This window comes from Citrobacter sp. RHB21-C05 (genome assembly GCF_013889015.1).
Classification (GTDB): domain Bacteria; phylum Pseudomonadota; class Gammaproteobacteria; order Enterobacterales; family Enterobacteriaceae; genus Citrobacter_A; species Citrobacter_A sedlakii.
In genome coordinates this window covers 4,458,197-4,478,216 of the sequence record NZ_CP057611.1, presented here as the reverse complement: position 1 = coordinate 4,478,216, position 20,020 = coordinate 4,458,197, and the positions used below count along the sequence as shown (strand labels likewise).

The following is a 20,020-nucleotide window of genomic DNA, read 5'->3' as shown; positions in this document are numbered from 1 at the left end:
GCGAAAAATAGCTGCAAACGATATGCCGGAGAGATATATGAGTATGATGGTTGGAATGGTTATGGGCAGGGTTTTACTCGACCTGCCAGACGATGTGATCAAGCGTCTTGATGATCTCAAAAAGCAGCGCAACCTACCGCGTGCTGAGCTATTACGCGAAGCAGTAGAACAATACCTTGAAAGACAAGGTCTGGCAGAAAATACCCTTTCTAACGCGTCAGGACTGTGGCAGGGCTGCGAAGAAGACGGTATCGAATACGAAAGGAAATTGCGCGAGGAATGGTGATGCCGCAAGGGTCTGTATTATTTGATACCCATAGATCGATTTGTTTAGCGGTCGTCGTGAGGCGAAACAGGCGCTTGAAACGTATCCCCCACAAAATGCGATTAGCCTTATCACATGGATGGAAGTAATAATCGGTGCGAAGAAATATCATCAGGAAAACCGCACGCGTATAGCTTTAAGCGTCTTCAATGTGATTGGCGTTACACAGGATATCGCAGAACGCAGCGTCAGCCTGAGGCAGGAGTATGGTATGAAACTGCCGAATGCGATCATCCTGGCAACCGCCCAAATCCATCGCTGTCAGCTTGTGACGCGTAATACAAAAGACTTTGCCGGGACACCGGGTGATCACGCCATATCACTTGTAGACCGGATGACGGGGCCATCCGGTCCAGGTAAGCTTTACTCCCCTTCACCCGGGAACAGGAACGGGTTGATAGAACTACGGGCAAAGCCCTCCTGCTCCATTTTGGCGTCCAGAATCAACGAGGCAAGATCGTCAGCCACCGCTTCGACTTTCGGGTCTTTTTCCTGATAGAGAATCTTCAGGTAGGTTCCGCAGTCGCCGCAGCTTTCGGCTTTGATTGCCGCCTGCTCATTTTCCAGCGACCAGTAGTGCAAATCGCGGCTCTGCTCGCAGTTGCTGCATTTCACGCGCACCACGTGCCATTCGGTTTCACACAGGTTGCAGTGCAGATAGCGCAGCCCCTGCGTGGTGCCAATTTGCACAATGCTGGAGACCGGCATTGAGCCGCACACCGGGCAATACTGGCGCTGTTCGCCGTATTCGGCGCGGGCTTTGCCCGGGATCAGGTTAGCCATCTGTGCCCAGTAAAGCGACAACGCAGCCCAGATAAACGGCGCTTTGTCGCTGCTTACAGAGGCAAAATCCGCAGCGAACAGCGCGCTCGCCATCTGTTCCAGCTCTTGTTCGGAGGCTTTTTCCAGGTTTTCGATCACCGCCAGCGCCGGGCCGCTCATTTCGGGCTTCAGCTCCGCAATCAGCGAATGCAGCAGCGTTTGCCAGTGTTTATCGCGCGGCAGAACGTGAATATCCAGCGGTGGTTTGCCCTGTTCGTTCGCGTCTTTAATGCGTGCGGTCAGGTCTATCTGAAGCGGGTGATCGTACAGCACCACTTCCTGCGCGTGGGCGATCAGCGCAGCAAAGCGCAGGTAATCGCCCAGCGGGTTGTTCTCTGCCAGTTCGCGCAGGCGTTCGGCGCGACGGTTATATAAATTTTTGAGCCGGGGAAATAATAACGGTGGGATCATATCCGTCGCGCGCTTCTCGCTTTTTTCCAGCTCATCTTGCGGGATGATACGAATGCTCATTGAGTGCTTCCTGGTTGGGCGGATCGGTGGTCTGTCATCCGCTCTTGATTTGGCGCCTGCCACGCGCCCGCTCTGGTGAATATCAGTAATGATAACCGCAATCGGTCTGCGGGATATACCGGTGACATCGCAATGTGTGCGGTACGATACCCGATCTTAACGGAGCAGACTATTCACCGTTCGGATTAGCTGGCGGAGCCTGACACGAAATAGCGCCGGAAACAATGTTCCCGGCGCCAGAGTCATTGGGATGGATAATCAGCGGGTCAGGACGATGATTTGTCCTGCTTTTCACGCACTTCGCGGTACCAGCGTGGGTGATGTTTCTTCGCCCACGAGCGGGTAACCCAGCCTTCAACCATAGCCGTAATCGTGCCTTTCACCCACAGCGCAGCGTAAATATGCACCATAATCACCACGATCAGCGCGACGGCGGCAAAGGAGTGCAACATCAGCGCAAAGCGGATCACCGGAATGGAAAACGCCGGGGCAAAGTACGGACGCCAGATGATCACGCCGCTCACCAGCAGCAGCACCAGGAAGATAATCGCCGCCCAGAACACGCATTTCTGGCCGAAGTTATACCGTCCGGTGTCGCCAACCTCGTCGTTGACGATAATCTTGCGGATGTTCTTCGCCCAGAAAATATCGTCCCGATTGATCAGGTTGTGATGCCAGTAACGGAAGAACATGATGATGAACGAGGCGAACATGATCACGCCCACGAACGGGTGCAGAATGCGCGCCAGCTGCGGCGTGCCGAGAATCTGCATCAGCCAGTTGAAGGACGGGAAGAAAAAGCCCAGTCCACTCACCGCCGCCAGCACGAAGCAGAAGGCGGTGACCCAGTGGTTGATGCGTTCCGGCGCGGTGTAGCGCACGATGGTGTCACGACGTTTCATTTGCGCACCTCGTCTTTCTCTTCATGCAGGTTGTCATCTTCTTCCTCCGCACGGTTCGGACCGACCCCGACGTAGTGGAAGACGCTGGCCGCAAAGGTCGCTGCAAAGCCGACCGCTGCAAGAGGTTTCCAGATCCCTTTCCAGAACTTCACGGTGGCGCTGATTTCCGGGTTTTCCGGCAGGCCGTGGTACAGATTCGGCTTGTCGGCATGGTGCAGAACGTACATCACGTGCGTACCGCCGACGCCTGCCGGATCGTACAGGCCTGCGTTGTCGTAACCGCGAGTTTTCAGCTCGGCGACGCGCTCGCCCGCCAGCGTTTTCATATCCTCTTTTGAGCCAAAGTGGATAGCGCCGGTTGGGCAGGTTTTCACGCAGGCTGGTTCCTGGCCGACGTTGACGCGGTCGACGCACAGCGTACATTTATACACGCGGTTGTCTTCCGGATTCAGACGCGGCACGTCGAACGGGCATCCGGCGATGCAGTAGCCGCATCCGATGCACTGTTCAGACTGGAAGTCGACAATGCCGTTAGCATACTGAATGATCGCCCCTTCCGCCGGGCACGCCTTCAGGCAGCCCGGATCGGCACAGTGCATGCAGCCGTCCTTGCGGATCAGCCATTCCAGTTTGTCGTTCTGTTCCACTTCCGAGAAGCGCATCACCGTCCATGATTTGGCGGTCAAATCCGCCGGGTTATCGTAAACCCCGACGTTGCTGCCGATTTCATCACGAATGTCATTCCACTCCGAACAGGCCACCTGGCAGGCTTTACAGCCGATACAGGTGGTTACGTCGATAAGCTTCGCCACTTCTTGCTGGTGATCCCGCGCCTGGGGCGCGGGGGTGAAACCGTTAGTCGCGGAACGACGAATGATGTCTTGCGATTGATAAGCCATAAGTCGTCTCCGTTATACCTTTTCCACATTCACCAGGAAGGACTTAAACTCCGGCGTCTGCGTGTTCGCATCACCAACGAATGGCGTTAACGTATTGGCGATAAACCCTTTTTTCGCCACGCCCTCGTAGCCCCAGTGAATCGGAATACCGATGGTATCGATATCCTTGCCGTCAGCTTTCAACGTGCGGATACGCTTGGTCACTACCGCCTTAGCCTTAATGTAACCGCGGTTAGAGGAGACTTTCACCGTATCGCCGTGGGCAATGCCCAGCTTGTTCGCCAGCTTCTCGCCAATTTCCACAAACTGTTCCGGCTGGGCGATAGCGTTAAGCAACGCGTGCTTGGTCCAGTAGTGGAAGTGCTCGGTCAGACGGTAAGTGGTGCCGACATACGGGAACTTATCGGCTTTACCCAGCGCTTCGGCGTCGCTCTTAAAGATGCGGGCGGCAGGGTTAGAGATCACGTTCGGGTGCAGCGGGTTGGTGCCCAGCGGTGTTTCAAACGGCTCATAGTGTTCCGGGAACGGACCTTCCGCCATCTTATCGACAGCAAACAGGCGCCCCATCCCTTCCGGCTGCATGATAAACGGCCCGACATCGCTACCCGGTGCGGCGGCGCTGTAGTCCGGAATGTCCATCCCGCTCCATTTCGTCCCATCCCATTTCAGGATTTGACGTTTCGGATCCCACGGGTTGCCCTGTGGATCAGCGGAGGCGCGGTTATACAAAATACGACGGTTAAGCGGCCATGCCCACGCCCAGCCCAGCGTATTGCCGAGGCCTGACGGATCGGCGTTATCGCGACGCGCCATCATGTTACCTTCCGGTGTCCAGCTACCGGCAAAAATCCAACAGCCGCTGGCGGTGGTACCATCGTCACGTAACTGGGCGAACGAACTGAGCTGCTGGCCTTTCTTGACGATCACCGCGCCCGTTGCCGGGTCGACGATATCCGCCAGCGCTTTACCGTTACTTTCCTGCGCCACTTCTTCCGAATCTGGCTCATCCGGTTTGGTGTAGTTCCAGGTCATGTTCAGCACCTGTTCCGGGTTGGCGCCGCCCTGTTCGGCGTACATCTTGCGCATACGCAAGAAAATACCCGCCAGAATTTCACCGTCGGTACGGGCTATTCCCGGTGCGTCGGCACCTTTCCAGTGCCACTGCAACCAGCGACCGGAGTTAACGATAGACCCGTTTTCCTCCGCAAAGCAGGTGGACGGCAAGCGGAACACTTCGGTCTGAATTGTCGACGGATCGACATCGTTCGACTCGCCGTGGTTCTGCCAGAAGGTTGAGGTCTCGGTGTTGAGCGGATCAATGGTCACCAGGAACTTCAGTTTCGACAGGGACGCGATCACTTTGTTTTTGTTCGGGAATGACGCCACCGGGTTAAAGCCCTGGCAGATATAGCCATTGACCTTGCCCTCGTTCATCATCTCGAAGTACTGCAGCACGTCGTACCCTTTGTCCCACTTCGGCAGCCAGTCAAAGCCCCAGCTGTTTTCCGCCGTTGCTTTGTCGCCAAAGAAGGACTTCATCAGCGAGACAAAGAATTTCGGATAATTGCCCCAGTAGTTGACCTGGCCTTCCAGCAACGGCTTCGGCGTATTGGCGGTAAGGTAGGTTTGCAGGTCGGTCTGCTTCTCGTTCGGCAGGGTCAGGTAACCCGGCAGGCTTTGCGACAGCAGGCCCAGGTCGGTCAGCCCCTGAATGTTAGAGTGACCGCGCAGGGCGTTAACGCCGCCGCCCGCCATCCCCATGTTGCCGAGCAGCAGTTGGATCATCGCCATGGTGCGGATGTTTTGCGCGCCGATGGAATGCTGCGTCCAGCCGAGGGCATACAGGAACGACGCGGTTTTGTCTTTCGCACTGGTTTCCGCGATGTACTCACACACCTTCAGGAAGTCGGCTTTCGGTGTGCCGCAGATATTTTCGACAACGTCCGGCGTATAGCGGGAAACGTGCTGTTTCAGCAGGTTCCAGACGCAGCGCGGGTGCTGCAGGGTGGTGTCGCGTTTCGCAAAGCCGTTTTCGTCCAGCTCGTAGTTCCAGCTGGTTTTGTCGTATTTGCGTTGCTCCGCGTCGTAGCCGGTGAACAGGCCATCGTCGAAGCCAAAGTCTTCACGCACGATCAGGCTGGCGTTGGTGTAAGCTTCGGTGTATTCGCGGTTGTATTTTTCGTTTGTCAGCAGGTACAGCATCACGCCTGACAGGAAAGCAATGTCAGTACCGGAACGAATCGGCGCATAGAAGTCGGCCACCGACGCGGTACGCGTAAAACGCGGATCGATCACAATCAGCTTCGCGCCGTTGCGAATTTTCGCTTCCATCGCCCAGCGGAACCCGACCGGGTGCGCTTCAGCGGCGTTACCGCCCATTACCACGACGAGGTTGGCGTTCTTAATGTCGACCCAGTGGTTGGTCATCGCACCGCGACCAAATGTTGGAGCAAGACTTGCTACCGTTGGTCCGTGTCAGACACGCGCCTGGTTGTCGACCGCGAGCATACCCAGCGCGCGGGAGAATTTTTGCGTTAAATAGCCGGTTTCGTTACTGGAGGCTGAAGCACACAGCATGCCGGTCGACAGCCAGCGGTTGACGGTCACGCCTTCAGCGTTCTGCGCAACGTAGTTGGCGTCGCGGTCTTCTTTCATCAGCTTCGCGATGCGGTCAAACGCCTCGTCCCAACTGATCTTCTGCCATTTATCGGAGCCTGGCGCGCGGTATTCCGGGTACTTCAGGCGGCTTTCGGAGTGGATGAAGTCCACAAGACCGGCCCCTTTCGGGCAGAGTGCGCCGCGGTTTACCGGATGGTCCGGATCGCCTTCAATATGGAAGATAGATGCTTTGGCGTTTTTCGCCCCGTCGCCGAGGCTGTACATTAACAGCCCGCAGCCAACGGAACAGTAAGTGCAGGTATTACGGGTTTCGCGGGTGCGCAGCAGTTTGTATTGCCGTGTTTCCGCTAGCGCTACGCCGGGCGCGAAGCCCAGTGCCGCCGCCGTGGTGCCTGCCATACCGCCAGCGCAGATCTTAAAGAACTGCCTTCTGCTGACCTGCATGGTTTGCTCCTTGTTTCGACATTGTCACTTCTCATTCACATTCAGTCTGAATGCTCAGGGAGTGGTTGTTATTTTTCTTTGCGGAGAGGACCGCAAAGGTCCAGAATTGGGTCAATTTCCCCTTGTCCCGGTGGGGTTTGTGACAGAATACCACAATGTTGGTACGTCTGTTCTTATACGGTTAAAAGAAAGTGAATAAGATACATCCAGAAGAAGTCGAATATGTGACAAATGTCACGGGTTATCGCGAGGTTAGCCTCTGGACGCGCGAGGATTTGCAACATCCTCAGCGGGATGAGGTCGCGGAAGAAGTCCCGGTTGCGCTGGTCTATAACGGCATTTCGCACGTTGTGATGATGGCGTCGCCGAAAGATCTTACGCATTTCGCCGTTGGCTTTTCCCTTTCTGAGGGAATCATCGCCAGCCCGCAGGATATTTTTGGTATGGATGTCGTGCCGTCCTGTAACGGGCTTGAGGTGCGGATTGAGCTTTCCAGCCGCCGCTTTATGGGGTTGAAAGAACGTCGCCGCGCGCTGGCTGGACGGACTGGCTGTGGCGTCTGCGGCGTGGAACAGCTTAACGACATTGGTAAACCGGTGCAGCCGCTGCCATTCACCCAGACGTTTCATCTCGCCAGTCTCGACCCGGCTTTACAGCATCTGAAGGACTTTCAGCCCATCGGAAAACTGACCGGATGCACCCATGCCGCAGCCTGGGTTATGCCTTGTGGCGAACTGGCGGGGGGTCATGAAGATGTGGGACGTCATGTGGCGCTGGATAAACTGCTCGGGCGCCGTGCCGGGGAAGGAAAAGCCTGGGAACAGGGGGCGGCGCTGGTATCCAGTCGCGCCAGCTATGAGATGGTGCAGAAATCGGCGATGTGCGGCGTTGAAATCTTATTTGCGCTCTCAGCCGCCACTACATTAGCGGTGGAAGTAGCCGAGCGCTGCAACCTGACGCTGGTGGGCTTTTGTAAGCCGGGCAGGGCGACCGTTTATACGCACCCGCAGCGGTTAATTGCCGGATAACACATTCAGTTTATTTGAATTAGATTGGCAAATCCTTCCGCTTTCAGTTGTCTGAGTAACGGCCTATTATTTATCACATCAAGGCACAGTGCCTTACTCAAACAACCAAGTGAAAGGGTTTATATCATGAAAAGCATCAAAACTTTTGTCGCAGTAATAGCTCTCGCTACGTCCTTCGGTACTTTCGCCGCGCAGTCCGTGACCGCAACCGGCTCGACGCTGGAAAGCGCGGAAGCGAAAATCGCCGCTCAGGCTGAACAAGCTGGCGCCAGCGCCTACAAAATTACCCAGGCTTATACCGGTAACCGTGTGCACATGACTGCTGAATTGCTGAAATAAGCCTTGCCGGACGGCGGCGCAGTTCAACTGCGCCATCCGGTAATTAGTGCACTCCCGCCATTCTCAAGAGCGCCGTCACCACCGCCGCAGCGATAATCACCACAATCAGCGGCATTTTCCGCCAGGCGAGAAATACCGCGAAAGCCACGCCCAACACGCGCGCCATACCCGCAAAGTGTTCGCCTTCGTAGAAGGTGGTCGCCAGCGCAACGGAAAACAGCAATACCGTCGCGGCATCGGAAAGCAGCGCCTGCGAGCGCTCGGAAAGCGCCAGACGACTCCCCAGCTTTGCGCCGCCGAGGCGCATCAGGTAAGTACCCGCCGATAAAATTGCGATGCCGAGGATAAACAGCGTCATGTTGCCCATTATTTTTTCCTCGTCAGTAAGCCAAGCAGGGAAAGCAGCACCGGCAGCCCGACCGGCGCAAAAGGCACGGCAGCAAGCGACACGGCGGCGCCGCTCAGGCTGCGAATTAAAGTAGTACGGTTTTTGAAAGCAGGTACCACAAGCGCGAGCAGGATCGCCGGGAACACGGCGTCGAGACCGATGGTTTCCGGCGCGGGCAGCAACTGTCCCACCACCGTACCCAGCAGGGTACCTACCGGCCAGAGAATGGCAACGCCCAGACCGCAAAGCCAGTAAGCGGCTTTACGCTGCTCCGGCGTTTTCTGCGACAGGCCAAACACCACGCTCTCATCGTTCATAATGTGGCAGCCCAAAAAGCTGGCGGCGCGGGTGCCGACCAGATCGCGCACCGTCACGCCGAAAGGTACGTGGCGGGCGTTAACCAGTAAACCGGCTGCCGCTGCCGCTAACGGGTTTCCGCCGCTGGCGACAATGCCGATGAACATGAATTCTGACGCGCCGGCCAGTACAAAAATCGAGAGCACAAACGGTACCCAGACCGGGAAACCGTAGGCCATCGCCAGCGAGCCGTAGGACATGCCCACTACGCCGACGGCCAGGCATACCAGAAATATCGCTTTTATCGTGTCTGCTTTCAGACTGGAAAAGAGGTGTTTCATCCATTTTAGCCATATCGAACGAGTTTCCATTATAATGAACGGAACATGATCGATTTACAAGACGAACGAATCGTTCGTTATAAAAAACGCGGAGACGTGAATGACACAGCCCATCAGCGTGATTGCTAAAAGTCTGGTACGCGAACGTCAGCGGACAGGACTGTCGCTGGCGGAAATCGCCCGCCGGGCAGGCATCGCCAAATCCACACTTTCACAGCTGGAAGCGGGAAACGGTAATCCTAGCCTGGAAACGCTCTGGTCGCTCTGTGTGGCGCTGGATATCCCCTTTGCGCGGCTGCTGGAACCGCAGGTGCAAAAAACGCAGGTGATTCGGCGGGGCGAAGGGACAAAAGTGGTGGCGGAGCAGGCGCACTATCAGGCCATTTTGCTGGCTGCGTGCCCCCCTGGCGCACGTCGCGATATCTATTTACTGCTGACCCAGCCGGGAGCCGACCGCGTTTCACAGCCCCATCCGCCCGGGTCGATAGAGCATATCATCGTGACGCAGGGAAAAGCGCTGGTTGGTCTGACCGACGCGCCGGAAGAATTAGGTGTGGGTGACTATATTTGTTACCCCGCCGATCGGGAACATATATTTAAGGCGCTGGCACCGGATACGCAGGCAATTCTGGTCGCCGAACAAAATTAAGATTATTTCGATTAATTCGAGCGTGGTGTAATAACGTCACGCTCAATGATTAATTAAAATTATATTTTCATTAAATCTATATTTATAACTTTTTACGATATTTCGTTTATTTCCCCGCTTTTGTTAGATTCCTCACGAACTGTGTATTTGCTGCATTTACACCAATAAATCAGAATGCTAATAATTATTAGCCTGTGAAAGCACCCGCAATCGCTGTTTAATCATTCATGGGTTCAATTGCTGGTGTCAATATATATAAAAATAAAATTGTTCTTATCTCATTATTCACCACGCGTATTCCTACAGGAAAACGCTGATCATTCTTTATTTCAAGGAAAGCGAATAAATGAAGAAATCGACGTTATCTTTAGCAATCGGATTATTATTAGTGGCAAATACCGGTTTTGCTAAAACAGCGCAATTGACTCTGGAACAACGGCTTGAGCAATTAGAGGCCCGACTGGCGGCGGCGGAAAACCGGGCGGCCCAGGCGGAAAGCCAGGTACAACAATTACAGGTCCAGCAGGCTGCGGAGATCCGCGAAATCAAAGCCGCTCAGGGCAACACTCCGGTTAACGGACAGACACCGACGGAAGAAACGCAGAAAAACGCCGCGACGCCAAATCTGCAGCTCTCCGGCTACGGCGATTTGAAAATCTACGGCGATGTGGAATTCAACATGGATGCCGAAAGCAAACATGGCCTGCTGGCGATGACCAATGCCAATATGGATCCTGACACAACGAATGAACAATGGGATCTGAATGGCCGTATCCTGCTGGGTTTTGACGGGATGCGGAAGCTGGATAACGGCTATTTCGCTGGCTTCTCGGCGCAGCCGTTAGGGGACATGTCCGGCACGGTGGACATTGATGACGCGGTCTTCTTCTTCGGCAAGGAAAACGACTGGAAGGTGAAAGTCGGGCGTTTCGAAGCCTACGATATGTTCCCGCTGAATCAGGATACGTTTGTCGAACATTCCGGCAATACCGCTAACGATCTGTACGACGACGGCAGCGGCTATATCTACATGATGAAAGAAGGGCGCGGACGTTCCGACGCGGGCGGTAACTTCCTTGTCAGCAAGCAAATCGATAACTGGTATTTCGAACTCAACACCCTGCTGGAAGACGGTACCGCGCTGTTTAATGAGGGTGACTACCATGGTCGTGAGATGGATCAACAGAAAAACGTTGCCTATCTGCGCCCGGTTATCGCGTGGTCAAAAGATGAGTTCTCGGTGGCCGCGGCGATGGAATCGAACGTGGTCAATAACGCCTACGGCTACACCGACGCACAGGGCGACTTTGTCGATCAGTCCGACCGCACCGGCTATGGCTTAACCATGACCTGGGACGGCTTAAAGACCGATCCGGACAACGGTGTGGTGCTTAACGTCAACACCGCGTATCTGGATGCCAGCAGTGAAAAAGACTTTACCGCCGGGGTGAACGCCCTGTGGAAGCGCTTTGAGCTGGGGTATATTTACGCGCATAACAAGATTGATGAATATTCAGGTGTCGTCTGCGACGATGATTGCTGGATTAACGATGAAGGCACCTATGACATTCATACTATTCATGCGTCCTATCAGTTCGCCAACGTGATGGATATGGAGAACTTCAATATCTACCTCGGTACCTATTATTCCATCATGAACAGCGACGGCGATGACGTTCACGGCGACGATTCCGACGACCGCTACGGCGCCCGCGTTCGCTTCAAATATTACTTCTGATGCAAAAAAAGGCCCGGTATTCACCGGGCCTGGACTCACTGGCGCTTACGCCAGATAAAACACTTCCTTCAATTCCGCGCTGACCGGGCTGTTGTCCGGGTTTGCGGGCATCACGTCGCGCATATGTTTCCACCAGCGCTGACACACGTCAGTATTCGCGACCGCGTTCCAGCGCTCTTCGGACTCAATCTCCACGGTGGCGAACAGCAGGTTGCGCGCTTCGTCGAGATAGATCGCATAGTGATGCGCGCCGTGCGCTTTTAGCACCGCTTCCAGCTCCGGCCAGATGGGGTTATGGCGGCGCTGATACTCTTCGTGCGCGTCGCCGTTAACCTGCATCACGAATGCTTTGCGGATCATAACGCCTCCAGGTATAGCTCGCGGACTTCATCGCGGCTGGCAGTGCGCGGGTTGCATGGCGCGCATGGGTCAGCCAGCGCTTTATCCAGCCAGCCTTCGATGTCCTCTTTGGTTACGCCGAGTGCGCTGAACCCTTCCGGAATACCCACGCGTTTGCTCAGGGCGCGGATCGCATTAATCGCTTCCATACTTGCCGCTTCATCGCTCATGCTGCGGGTATCCACCCCCATCGCTCCGGCGATGCGGGCAAAACGTGCGACGGCGTTCGGGCGGTTAAAGTTTTCAATGATCGGCAGCAGGATGGCGTTGCAAACGCCGTGCGGCAGGTTGTGAGTCGCGCCCGGCTGATGCGCCAGCGCATGAACCAGCCCCAGGCCGGCGCTGTTGAATGCCATCCCCGCCAGATACTGACCGAACGCCATCTGCTCACGGGCTTCCATGTTGTGGCCATCATCCACGGCTTTCGGCAGCCACTGGTTGATCAGACGGATAGCTTCCAGCGCGTTAGCGTCGGTTAGCGGGTGCGCGCCAACGGAAACGTAGGCTTCCACCGCGTGGGTCAGGGCATCCATACCGGTCGCCGCGGTGACGGACGCCGGAATATCCAGCATCACGCTGGCATCGTCTACCGCAATATCCGGAATGATATTCGGGTCGATGATCACTTCTTTTACCTGACGTTCGGCGTCAATAATCACCGCGTTGCTGGTCATCTCAGCCGCTGTCCCGGCGGTGGTGTTGATCGCGACCAGCGGTACGCCCGGGTTCTTCACTTTGCCCACGCCGGAATAGGACGTGGATGGCGCCGGGTTAGCGGTAAGGATTTTCACCGCTTTGGCGGTATCGATTGGGCTGCCGCCGCCAAATGCGATGATGTAGTCGCAGTTCGCCTCCTGATACGCCGCGTAACCCTTTTGCACCAGCGCTTCGGTTGGATTCGGGAACACCTCGTCAAACAGGTGATACGACATCTGGTGCGCATCCAGCGCGGTGAACAGGCTATCGAGTAGCCCAAGCTTCACCAATTGACCGTCGGTGACGATCAGCGCTTTTCCCCACTGCTTGTTCGCAACCAGATTCACCATATCGCCAATCGCCCCTGCGCCGTGCAGGCTGATTTTGGGAAGTGCCAGCATAAAGCTCATGTTATTCTCCTTAATTACGATGAAATTATGTCCGGCGGCGCTGCGCTTGCATGGCGCCGGAACCGCCAGGGATAGGGATGCCGCTCAGTACCCCACAGGCTGCCACGGCCTGCCACTCAAAACCGTTAGCCACATCGACATATGCAACAGCGAAACGGGAGATCCACATATTGCCGCTCTGGTTAGGTTTCAGCGCGGCAACGGTGAGCGGGGCGCGATGTTGCGATTAATACAGTTCTAATGCGCTGGCGAGCGGGGTGACGCCGAAACGTTTACCCAGCGCGATCAGTTCTTCACGGCTGATGGTTTGCTTCATGCCGCCCATCGACAACACTTTGACTAACACTTCGGCGGACTTCTCTGCGGTGTCGATCAGGCCGAACGCTTCATCCAGCGTCGGGCCGCTGCCAAACACGCCGTGGAACGGCCACAGGACCAGCGAATGTTTTTGCATTTCCTGTGCGGTGGCCTGGCCGATGTCGTCGGTGCCCGGCACCATCCACGGCAGAATGCCGACGCCGTCCGGGAACACCACCAGACACTCGGTACTGCCTTCCCACAGCTTGCGGGTGATGAGATCGGTGCTGTTTTCCAGCACGTAGGTCAGGGCGATCAGGTTGGTCGCGTGGCAGTGCATGATCACACGATCTTTGCCATGGGTCGCGTTGATGCGCTCGCAGTGGGAGAGGAAGTGCGCCGGCAGTTCAGAGGTCGGCACCGCCTCGTGGGTCAGTCCCCATAAAATGTGATAGCCCGCGCCGTCGCTATCGACTTTCACCACGCCTAAATTGGCTGCCGGGGCGAGCTGCACATTGCGGAAAAATTTACCGGAACCGGTCACGATAAACGGCGTGTTCGCCAACAGCGGCATTGGCTGGCTCAGGGCGATGTAACGTGGCGCGGCGTGGAAGTCTGCGCTGAACGGCGCAATATCCGCCTCGTCGAGACGCAGCGTCAGGTTGCCGCCGTTGCGCTCGTCCCAGCCTTTCAGCCAGGCATCGGAGGTGGCTTTGATCATCCCCTGAACAAACCAGGAATCGGTAATGTTTTGCATAATATAGTGTACCTGTCTCATTATTTGCCCGATGGCGCTGGGCCGATCGGGCCTACGATTTGTCTTAACGACGTTGACTGAGGATCGCTTTCTCGTATGCGCGTACGTTTTCCAGCCACTGGCTGCCGGCTGGCGTATCGTGACGCTGGCAGTACATTTCCCAAACCGCCTGCCACGGCAGTGATTTTTGTTCTTCCAGCAGCGCCAGACGCGCGGTGTAATCGCCGCTGGCTTCCAGCTGACGCAGTTGTTCTGTTGGCTCCAGCAACGCGCGCAGCAGTGCTTTTTTCATGTTGCGGGTGCCAATAACCCATGCCGCGATGCGGTTGATGGAGGCGTCGAAGAAATCGAGACCGATATGGACGCGGTCGAACAAATTGTGGCGTACGATCTCGCTGGCGATCGCCTGGGTCTCGTCGTCCAGCAGCACCACGTGGTCGCTGTCCCAGCGGACCGGGCGGCTGACGTGCAGCAGCAGGCGCGGCACGTAAAGCATTGCGGCAGAGATCTTGTCGGAAATCACTTCAGTTGGATGGAAGTGGCCTGCGTCCAGGCACAGCGCGGTCTGGCGGCTGGTGGCATAGCCCATATAAAATTCGTTGGAGCCGACGGTGTAGCTTTCCGCGCCGATGCCAAACAGTTTGCTTTCCACGGCGTCGATGTGATGCGCCGGATCGAGTTTCTCGCTGATCACCTCGTCCAGTGCGTCCAGCAGACGCTGGCGCGGCGCTAAGCGGTCAACGGTAATGTCTTTCATGCCGTCCGGGATCCAGATATTCATCACCGACGGCGTGCCCAGTTGTTCGCCAAAGTAAGCGGAAACGCGGCGGCTGGCCTTGCAGTGATCGATCCAGAACTGACGGGTTTTGTCGTCGGCATGGGAAAGGGTGAAGCCGTCCGCGCTCAACGGATGCGAGAAGCAGGACGGGTTAAAGTCCAGCCCGAGCTGGTTCGCTTTTGCCCATTCCACCCAGTTTTTAAAGTGTTCCGGTTTTATCTGGTCGCGGGAAACCGGGGTCTCCGACTCCAGATAAATGGCGTGCAGGTTCAGGCGCTTCGGCCCTGGGATCAGGCTCAGCGCTTGCTCAAGGTCGGCGCGAAGCTCCGTGGCGTTACGTGCTTTACCCGGGTAGTTGCCGGTGGCCTGAATGCCGCCGGTAAGCGATCCTTCCGGATTTTCAAAACCGGCTACGTCATCGCCCTGCCAGCAGTGCATGGATACCGGCAGACGATCGAGCTGGCGCAGCGCCTCCTCGACATCAATACCTACATCGGCGAAGCGTTGTTTCGCCAGTTCCCAGGCTTGTTCCAGTTGAGTGGTCATGCGCAAAGCTCCTTTGTCTGTCGTTTTGCGTGAAATTGCGCGACATAGCGGGCAATTTCACTGTCAGGATGAGGGGTAAAAGTCGTCAGGTTATAGTTGGCGGTGACCACCTGGCGGAAGTCATCGACGTTGCTCAGTTCATCTAAGGTCATCAGTTGAATGCCGATATTACCGAGCGTAGAGGCTTCGATCGGACCGGCCATCACGCGGATGCCGCAGGCGTCGGCGCAGAGTTGGTTAAGCAGGGCGTTCTGGCAGCCGCCGCCGACGATGTGTAACTGGGTGAAGGCCTCGCCGCGCAGGGCCGCCAGTTCTTCAAGCACATCGGCGTACAGCAGCGCCAGGCTGTCGAAAATGCAGCGCGCCAGTTCCGCGTCGCTGACCGGTACCGGTTGTCCGGATTCGCGGCAGGCCGCTTGTATTTCCGCGCACATGTCGTCCGGGTTGATAAAGCGATCGTCGTTAGGGTTGATCAGGAAGCGGCAGGCTTTTAACGTCTGCGTTTCGGCGATCAGTGCAGGGAGATCGCCGACCTGGCGTTCTTTCAGCACGCGCTGGAGCAGCCACAGCCCCATGATATTTTTCAGCACCCGGTAACGGCCTTCCGCGCCGCCTTCGTTGGTGATATTGGCCGCCAACGCCGCGTCGTTGGTGTACGGCGTACGGCTTTCAAAGCCCATTAACGACCAGGTTCCCGACGAGAGGTAGGCGCTATGGGTATCGGCCAGCGGAGAGGCGATCACCGCGCTGGCGGTGTCATGACTGGCGACGGCAACCACCGGAATTGCGTTCTTCTGCGGACAAATCCAGTAGCCAATGACATTGCCGGGATGCGTAGGGCGGCCAAACCAGGCTTTATCCGCGCCGGTCCAGGCCAGCAGGGTCTCATCCCAGTCGTCGCTGTTGATATTGACCAGTTGGGTGGTGGTGGCGTTGGTGTATTCCCAGTTCATTTCGCCGGTAAGACGATAGCTGAAGTAGTCAGGGATCAGCAGCGCGTGAGCCACTTGCGACACCAGTTCTGGCTGCTGTTCGACCAGCGCGCGCAGTTGGTAAAGCGTATTGAACGGCAGAAACTGGATCCCGCTACGCTGATAAATATCGCCTTTACCGATCTGCGCCTGCGCCAGCGGCATAATGCCGGTGGTGCGGCTGTCGCGGTAGGAGACCGGTAGCCCGACCCGCTGGCCCTGCTTATCCAGCAGGACATAGTCTACACCCCAGGTGTCGATGCCGATGCTGTCAATGCGGATGCCTTCATCGCAAACTTTCTCCAGCCCGAGGCGAATGGCGTCTTCAAGACTGTCGACGTCCCACGTATCAAAACCGTCCTGTTTTTGCAGACAGTTTACGAAGCGGTGGATTTCACGCAGCGTCAGGGTGCGATGTTCACTGTCATAGCGCGCCAGCATTACGCGTCCGCTGGATGCGCCGAGATCGACAGCGACACAATGGCGAAAAGTCATAGCGAGGTCCTTCTGAGTTTCATTGCGCTCAGTCTAAAAAACCTCGTCATGGCTCACCTTCTTGTTACTGACAGCCATAATTAGCCGCTGGCAAGAAAGCAAAGATGAACGTGATAGCGTTCACAGTTTCCTGTTATACCGCCCCGTTTTCCTGATGTGATGTCGACCGCATTTCCGGATCTTTCCCGCCTTTTCTTGAAAAATTGACGCTGTTTGCTCAGTTTCGTGTCGAAAATTTAAGGTGAGGTTGATAACCCTTAATTACTATTTTGCCATGTTCATTTCATCCGGAAGGGATCATCATGACCGTACTGCACAGCGTGGATTTTTTCCCATCAGGTAAAGCGCCTGTCGCCATTGAGCCCCGGCTGCCACAGTCTGCCTTTCCGGAGCATCACCATGATTTTCATGAAATTGTGATTGTGGAACATGGCACAGGCATCCATGTGTTTAACGGACAGCCGTATACCATTAGCGGCGGCACCGTCTGTTTTGTTCGCGATCACGATCGGCACTTATATGAACACACCGATAACCTTTGCCTGACCAATGTGCTCTACCGTTCGCCCGATGCGTTCCAGTTTTTGTCCGGGCTGGATCAACTGCTGCCCCAGGAACAGGATGGGGCGTACCCTTCGCACTGGCGGGTGAACCAAAGCGTGCTTCAACAGGTGCGCCACCTGGTGGCGCAGATGGAACAACGCGATGAAGAAATGGATCTCCCCGCGCTGGCGAACCGCGAAATTGTGTTTATGCAACTGCTGGTATTACTGCGCAGAAGCAGTCTGATGGAAGGGGCGGAAAATAACGACGCGCGACTGAATCAACTGATGGCGTGGCTGGAAGACCATTTCGCCGAAGAAGTATGCTGGGAGGCGCTGGCTGACCGGTTCTCGCTGTCGCTGCGTACTCTGCATCGTCAGCTTAAGCAGCACACCGGACTGACGCCCCAGCGCTATCTTAATCGTCTGCGTCTTATCAAAGCCCGCCACCTCCTGCGACACAGTGATGAAAGCGTAACGGACATCGCCTATCACTGCGGTTTCGGCGACAGTAACCACTTTTCGACGCTATTTCGTCGCGAGTTTAACTGGTCGCCACGCGATATCCGTCAGGGGCGCGATGCGTTACTTCAGTAACGCGAATGCAGTCACCGTTTTTTGCTGCGAGATTTGTTAGTAATGATGCAATGATGAGGCCGGATAGCGACGCGTTAGCGTTCTATCCGGCCTGCGTGTCACGCTTTTTGTAGGCCGGGTAAGGCGGTAACCGTCATCCGGCAGGGAAGACTTTGGTGGCGAATCAGTTAGTCCTGTTAAAAAAAGACTTTTTTGCCGGTGATGAACAGGCTGTCGCCGTCGCCGATCGCTATCCGCAGAGCGTGTTTGCTGAACATACCCATGAATTCTGTGAACTGGTAATGGTGTGGCGTGGTAACGGGCTGCACGTGCTCAATGATCGTCCGTACCGGATTACGCGTGGCGATCTGTTTTACATTCGCGCGGAAGACAAGCACTCCTACACCTCGGTTAATGACCTCGTGCTGCAGAATATTATCTATTGCCCGGAGCGGCTTAAGCTGAACCTTGCCTGGGAAAGCGCCATTCCCGGTTTCAACGGTACGCCAAGACAGCCGCACTGGCGATTGGGCAGCGCCGGAATGACCCAGGCGCGCCAGGTGATTAACCAGCTTGAGCATGAAAGTCATCAGCACGATCCGCTGGTTAATGACATGGCGGAACTGTTGTTCGGGCAACTGGTGATGACGTTGAAGCGTCACCGCTACGCTACCGACAACCTGCCAGCCACTTCCAGCGAAACCTTGCTTGATAAACTGATCACCGCGCTGGCGGGAAGCCTTGAGCGACCGTTCGCGCTGGATGCATTTTGCGATCGGGAAGGGTGTAGCGAGCGCGTGCTGCGCCAGCAGTTCCGCAATCAGACCGGTATGACCATCAACCAGTATCAGCGCCAGGTGCGCGTCTGCCATGCGCAATATTTGCTTCAGCACAGCCGCCTGATGATCAGTGAAATTTCGATGCAGTGCGGGTTTGAGGACAGTAACTATTTTTCGGTGGTGTTCACCCGGGAAACCGGGATGACGCCCAGTCAGTGGCGTCATCTCAGTACTCAAACCGATTAACTGGCCATTCCCAGACCAACGATATTGGCGGCAATAATGATGACCACACAACCCAGACTCAGGACGCCGACAGGACGACGTCCGGCGTTGTTCCACTCTTTCAGTACCAGTCCGACGATCCCGCCGCAGAGCACATAGAAGCTCATGTGCAGCATCCAGCTAATGTAGTCGTACTGCGCCGGAATGCGCGCGTGGCCCCAGGCGTAAAAGAAGAACTGTAAGTACCACATCAGACCGCCCAGCGCGGAGAGCAGTATGTTGGAGACGATCAGCGGTTTTGCCAGCGAGAAGTCGGCTTTTATCGACAGATCTTTTACTTTTGCCAGACGAATAAAGCAGAAGCCAAGGTTAACCAGCGCGCCGCCGCCCATAATCACCACATAGCTTGGCAGAGCGACATACAGCGGGTCGACACCCAGCGCGGCAGCCGCTTCGTGCATCGGTTTTGCAGCGTTCATCGCAAAGGACATCCCGGCAGAGAAGATGCCGCACATCACTGCCAGCAACAGGCCTTTTTTCAGATTGAAATCCTCGGCCTTGATGCCCATTTTACGCTCTTTAAGCTGACCGGCGCGGGTGACGATCGCGACGCCAATCAGGGCCACCAACACGCCCAGCAGCGTCATCCGCCCGCCTTCGGTGTTGATCAGCACATCAAAATTGCCGTTGATGATAGGCGTCATCAGCGTACCGACAATCAGCGTGATGCCAATCGCGATACCAATGCCCATCGACATGCCGAGATAGCGCATTGTCAGGCCATAGTTGATGTTGCCGATACCCCACATGGCGCCGAACAGGAACACGGGCAGCAGAGTAGAAAGATTGAAGGAGCTGAAATAGGCCCAGAAGTCAGGCAACAACATGGCGCTGATGGTCCAGGGCAGGATCAGCCAGGAGACTATGCCTCCCACCGACCACATGGTTTCCCATGACCACTGTTTAACTTGTTTGAACGGGGCATAGAAACAGGCTGCACTGGCCGCACCTATCAAATGCCAAAAGATACCCATCGTAATCGCGTTACTCATCACGTCATCCTCATTGTTTTTATCGTCGGTTTTACCCATCCGACGTCATGAGTTTAAAAAGTGCGCAGATACATAACCTTTTAACGGTTGCCGCAGTCACGGCGTTGATGGCAATCAGGACGTTAACTGAGTGATTTGGCTCACATATCAGGTAAAGTAAGAAAAAAAGATATCCCTACAAAAACTACGGCATTGATAATCATTTTCAATATCATTTAATTAACTATAATGAACC

The 20,020-nt window shown here is 55.6% G+C and carries 19 protein-coding genes and 2 pseudogenes; 8 read left to right on the top strand and 13 right to left on the bottom strand.

The annotated features are described in order from the left end of the window. The first annotated feature begins 37 nt into the window (after positions 1–37). Positions 38–286, top strand: a complete 249-nt coding sequence (locus HVX72_RS21265) for a CopG family transcriptional regulator (RefSeq protein WP_060570982.1) — start codon at positions 38–40, stop codon at positions 284–286. Continuing rightward, a pseudogene (locus tag HVX72_RS21260) lies at positions 286–654 on the top strand (type II toxin-antitoxin system VapC family toxin). The gene HVX72_RS21265 and the pseudogene HVX72_RS21260 overlap by 1 nt, the downstream one beginning before the upstream one ends. A 34-nt stretch (positions 655–688) precedes the next feature. On the opposite strand, the gene fdhE reads toward HVX72_RS21260, so the two are convergent. From fdhE to fdnG, 4 genes are all read right to left on the bottom strand, one after another. After that, entirely contained in the window at positions 689–1,618 is a 930-nt protein-coding gene (fdhE, locus tag HVX72_RS21255; RefSeq protein WP_042292465.1) for a formate dehydrogenase accessory protein FdhE, read from the bottom strand. Positions 1,619–1,884: 266 nt separating this feature from the next. After that, the gene (gene fdoI, locus HVX72_RS21250) at positions 1,885–2,520 is read right to left on the bottom strand and encodes a formate dehydrogenase cytochrome b556 subunit (RefSeq protein ID WP_042292467.1); all 636 of its coding nucleotides are present in this window, start codon (positions 2,518–2,520) and stop codon (positions 1,885–1,887) included. Then, a complete protein-coding gene (gene fdxH / locus HVX72_RS21245) occupies positions 2,517–3,419 on the bottom strand; it encodes a formate dehydrogenase subunit beta (RefSeq protein ID WP_060570983.1) in 903 nt (300 codons plus the stop codon). The genes fdoI and fdxH overlap by 4 nt, the downstream gene beginning before the upstream one ends. A 12-nt stretch (positions 3,420–3,431) precedes the next feature. Beyond that, complete coding sequence (fdnG, locus tag HVX72_RS21240; protein ID WP_082636871.1) at positions 3,432–6,482, bottom strand: formate dehydrogenase-N subunit alpha; 3,051 nt, start codon at positions 6,480–6,482, stop codon at positions 3,432–3,434. A gap of 191 nt (positions 6,483–6,673) precedes the next feature. On the opposite strand from fdnG, the gene fdhD reads away from it, so the two are divergent. Together fdhD and HVX72_RS21230 are read left to right on the top strand one after the other, a co-directional pair. After that, a complete protein-coding gene (gene fdhD, locus HVX72_RS21235; RefSeq protein WP_181822236.1) occupies positions 6,674–7,510 on the top strand; it encodes a formate dehydrogenase accessory sulfurtransferase FdhD in 837 nt (278 codons plus the stop codon). 126 nt (positions 7,511–7,636) lie between these two features. Then, entirely contained in the window at positions 7,637–7,849 is a 213-nt protein-coding gene (locus tag HVX72_RS21230) for a DUF1471 domain-containing protein (protein ID WP_042292481.1), read from the top strand. Between the two features lie 43 nt (positions 7,850–7,892). On the opposite strand, the gene HVX72_RS21225 is transcribed toward HVX72_RS21230, so the two are convergent. Together HVX72_RS21225 and HVX72_RS21220 are read right to left on the bottom strand one after the other, a co-directional pair. Continuing rightward, the gene (locus tag HVX72_RS21225) at positions 7,893–8,216 is read right to left on the bottom strand and encodes an AzlD domain-containing protein (RefSeq protein WP_042292504.1); all 324 of its coding nucleotides are present in this window, start codon (positions 8,214–8,216) and stop codon (positions 7,893–7,895) included. Then, entirely contained in the window at positions 8,216–8,875 is a 660-nt protein-coding gene (locus HVX72_RS21220) for an AzlC family ABC transporter permease (RefSeq protein WP_060570987.1), read from the bottom strand. Before HVX72_RS21220 ends, HVX72_RS21225 begins: the two co-directional genes overlap by 1 nt. 100 nt (positions 8,876–8,975) lie before the next feature. On the opposite strand from HVX72_RS21220, the gene HVX72_RS21215 reads away from it, so the two are divergent. After that, positions 8,976–9,524 carry an XRE family transcriptional regulator gene (locus HVX72_RS21215; RefSeq protein ID WP_042292509.1) on the top strand — a complete coding sequence of 183 codons (549 nt, stop codon included), beginning with the start codon at positions 8,976–8,978 and terminating at the stop codon, positions 9,522–9,524. Between the two features lie 346 nt (positions 9,525–9,870). After that, positions 9,871–11,262, top strand: a complete 1,392-nt coding sequence (locus HVX72_RS21210) for a carbohydrate porin (protein WP_060570988.1) — start codon at positions 9,871–9,873, stop codon at positions 11,260–11,262. Positions 11,263–11,307: 45 nt separating this feature from the next. Here the strand turns inward: HVX72_RS21210 and rhaM are convergent, their stop codons facing one another. The 6 genes and pseudogenes from rhaM to rhaB all read right to left on the bottom strand — a co-directional run bounded on the left by rhaM (position 11,308) and on the right by rhaB (position 16,611). Then, positions 11,308–11,622: an L-rhamnose mutarotase gene (gene rhaM, locus HVX72_RS21205; protein ID WP_042292513.1), complete on the bottom strand. Its 315-nt coding sequence runs from the start codon at positions 11,620–11,622 to the stop codon at positions 11,308–11,310. Then, positions 11,619–12,767 (bottom strand): lactaldehyde reductase, encoded by a 1,149-nt coding sequence (fucO, locus tag HVX72_RS21200; RefSeq protein WP_181822235.1) that lies wholly within the window; start codon positions 12,765–12,767, stop codon positions 11,619–11,621. Before fucO ends, rhaM begins: the two co-directional genes overlap by 4 nt. A 49-nt stretch (positions 12,768–12,816) precedes the next feature. Then, a pseudogene (locus HVX72_RS21195) lies at positions 12,817–12,942 on the bottom strand (ABC transporter permease); the annotation flags it as partial. 51 nt (positions 12,943–12,993) lie between these two features. Continuing rightward, positions 12,994–13,821 carry a rhamnulose-1-phosphate aldolase gene (rhaD, locus tag HVX72_RS21190; RefSeq protein WP_181822234.1) on the bottom strand — a complete coding sequence of 276 codons (828 nt, stop codon included), beginning with the start codon at positions 13,819–13,821 and terminating at the stop codon, positions 12,994–12,996. 64 nt (positions 13,822–13,885) lie between these two features. Continuing rightward, positions 13,886–15,145, bottom strand: a complete 1,260-nt coding sequence (rhaA, locus tag HVX72_RS21185) for an L-rhamnose isomerase (protein WP_181822233.1) — start codon at positions 15,143–15,145, stop codon at positions 13,886–13,888. After that, entirely contained in the window at positions 15,142–16,611 is a 1,470-nt protein-coding gene (gene rhaB, locus HVX72_RS21180; protein ID WP_181822232.1) for a rhamnulokinase, read from the bottom strand. The genes rhaA and rhaB overlap by 4 nt, the downstream gene beginning before the upstream one ends. A gap of 302 nt (positions 16,612–16,913) precedes the next feature. Between rhaB and rhaS the strand changes: the two genes are divergently transcribed. Next, positions 16,914–17,750: an HTH-type transcriptional activator RhaS gene (gene rhaS / locus HVX72_RS21175; RefSeq protein ID WP_042292528.1), complete on the top strand. Its 837-nt coding sequence runs from the start codon at positions 16,914–16,916 to the stop codon at positions 17,748–17,750. Between the two features lie 155 nt (positions 17,751–17,905). Next, entirely contained in the window at positions 17,906–18,754 is an 849-nt protein-coding gene (rhaR, locus tag HVX72_RS21170) for an HTH-type transcriptional activator RhaR (protein WP_042292682.1), read from the top strand. Here rhaR and rhaT read toward each other — a convergent pair. Then, positions 18,751–19,785 carry an L-rhamnose/proton symporter RhaT gene (gene rhaT / locus HVX72_RS21165; RefSeq protein ID WP_181822231.1) on the bottom strand — a complete coding sequence of 345 codons (1,035 nt, stop codon included), beginning with the start codon at positions 19,783–19,785 and terminating at the stop codon, positions 18,751–18,753. The two genes, rhaR and rhaT, sit on opposite strands and share 4 nt — an antisense overlap. Positions 19,786–20,020 lie beyond the last annotated feature (235 nt).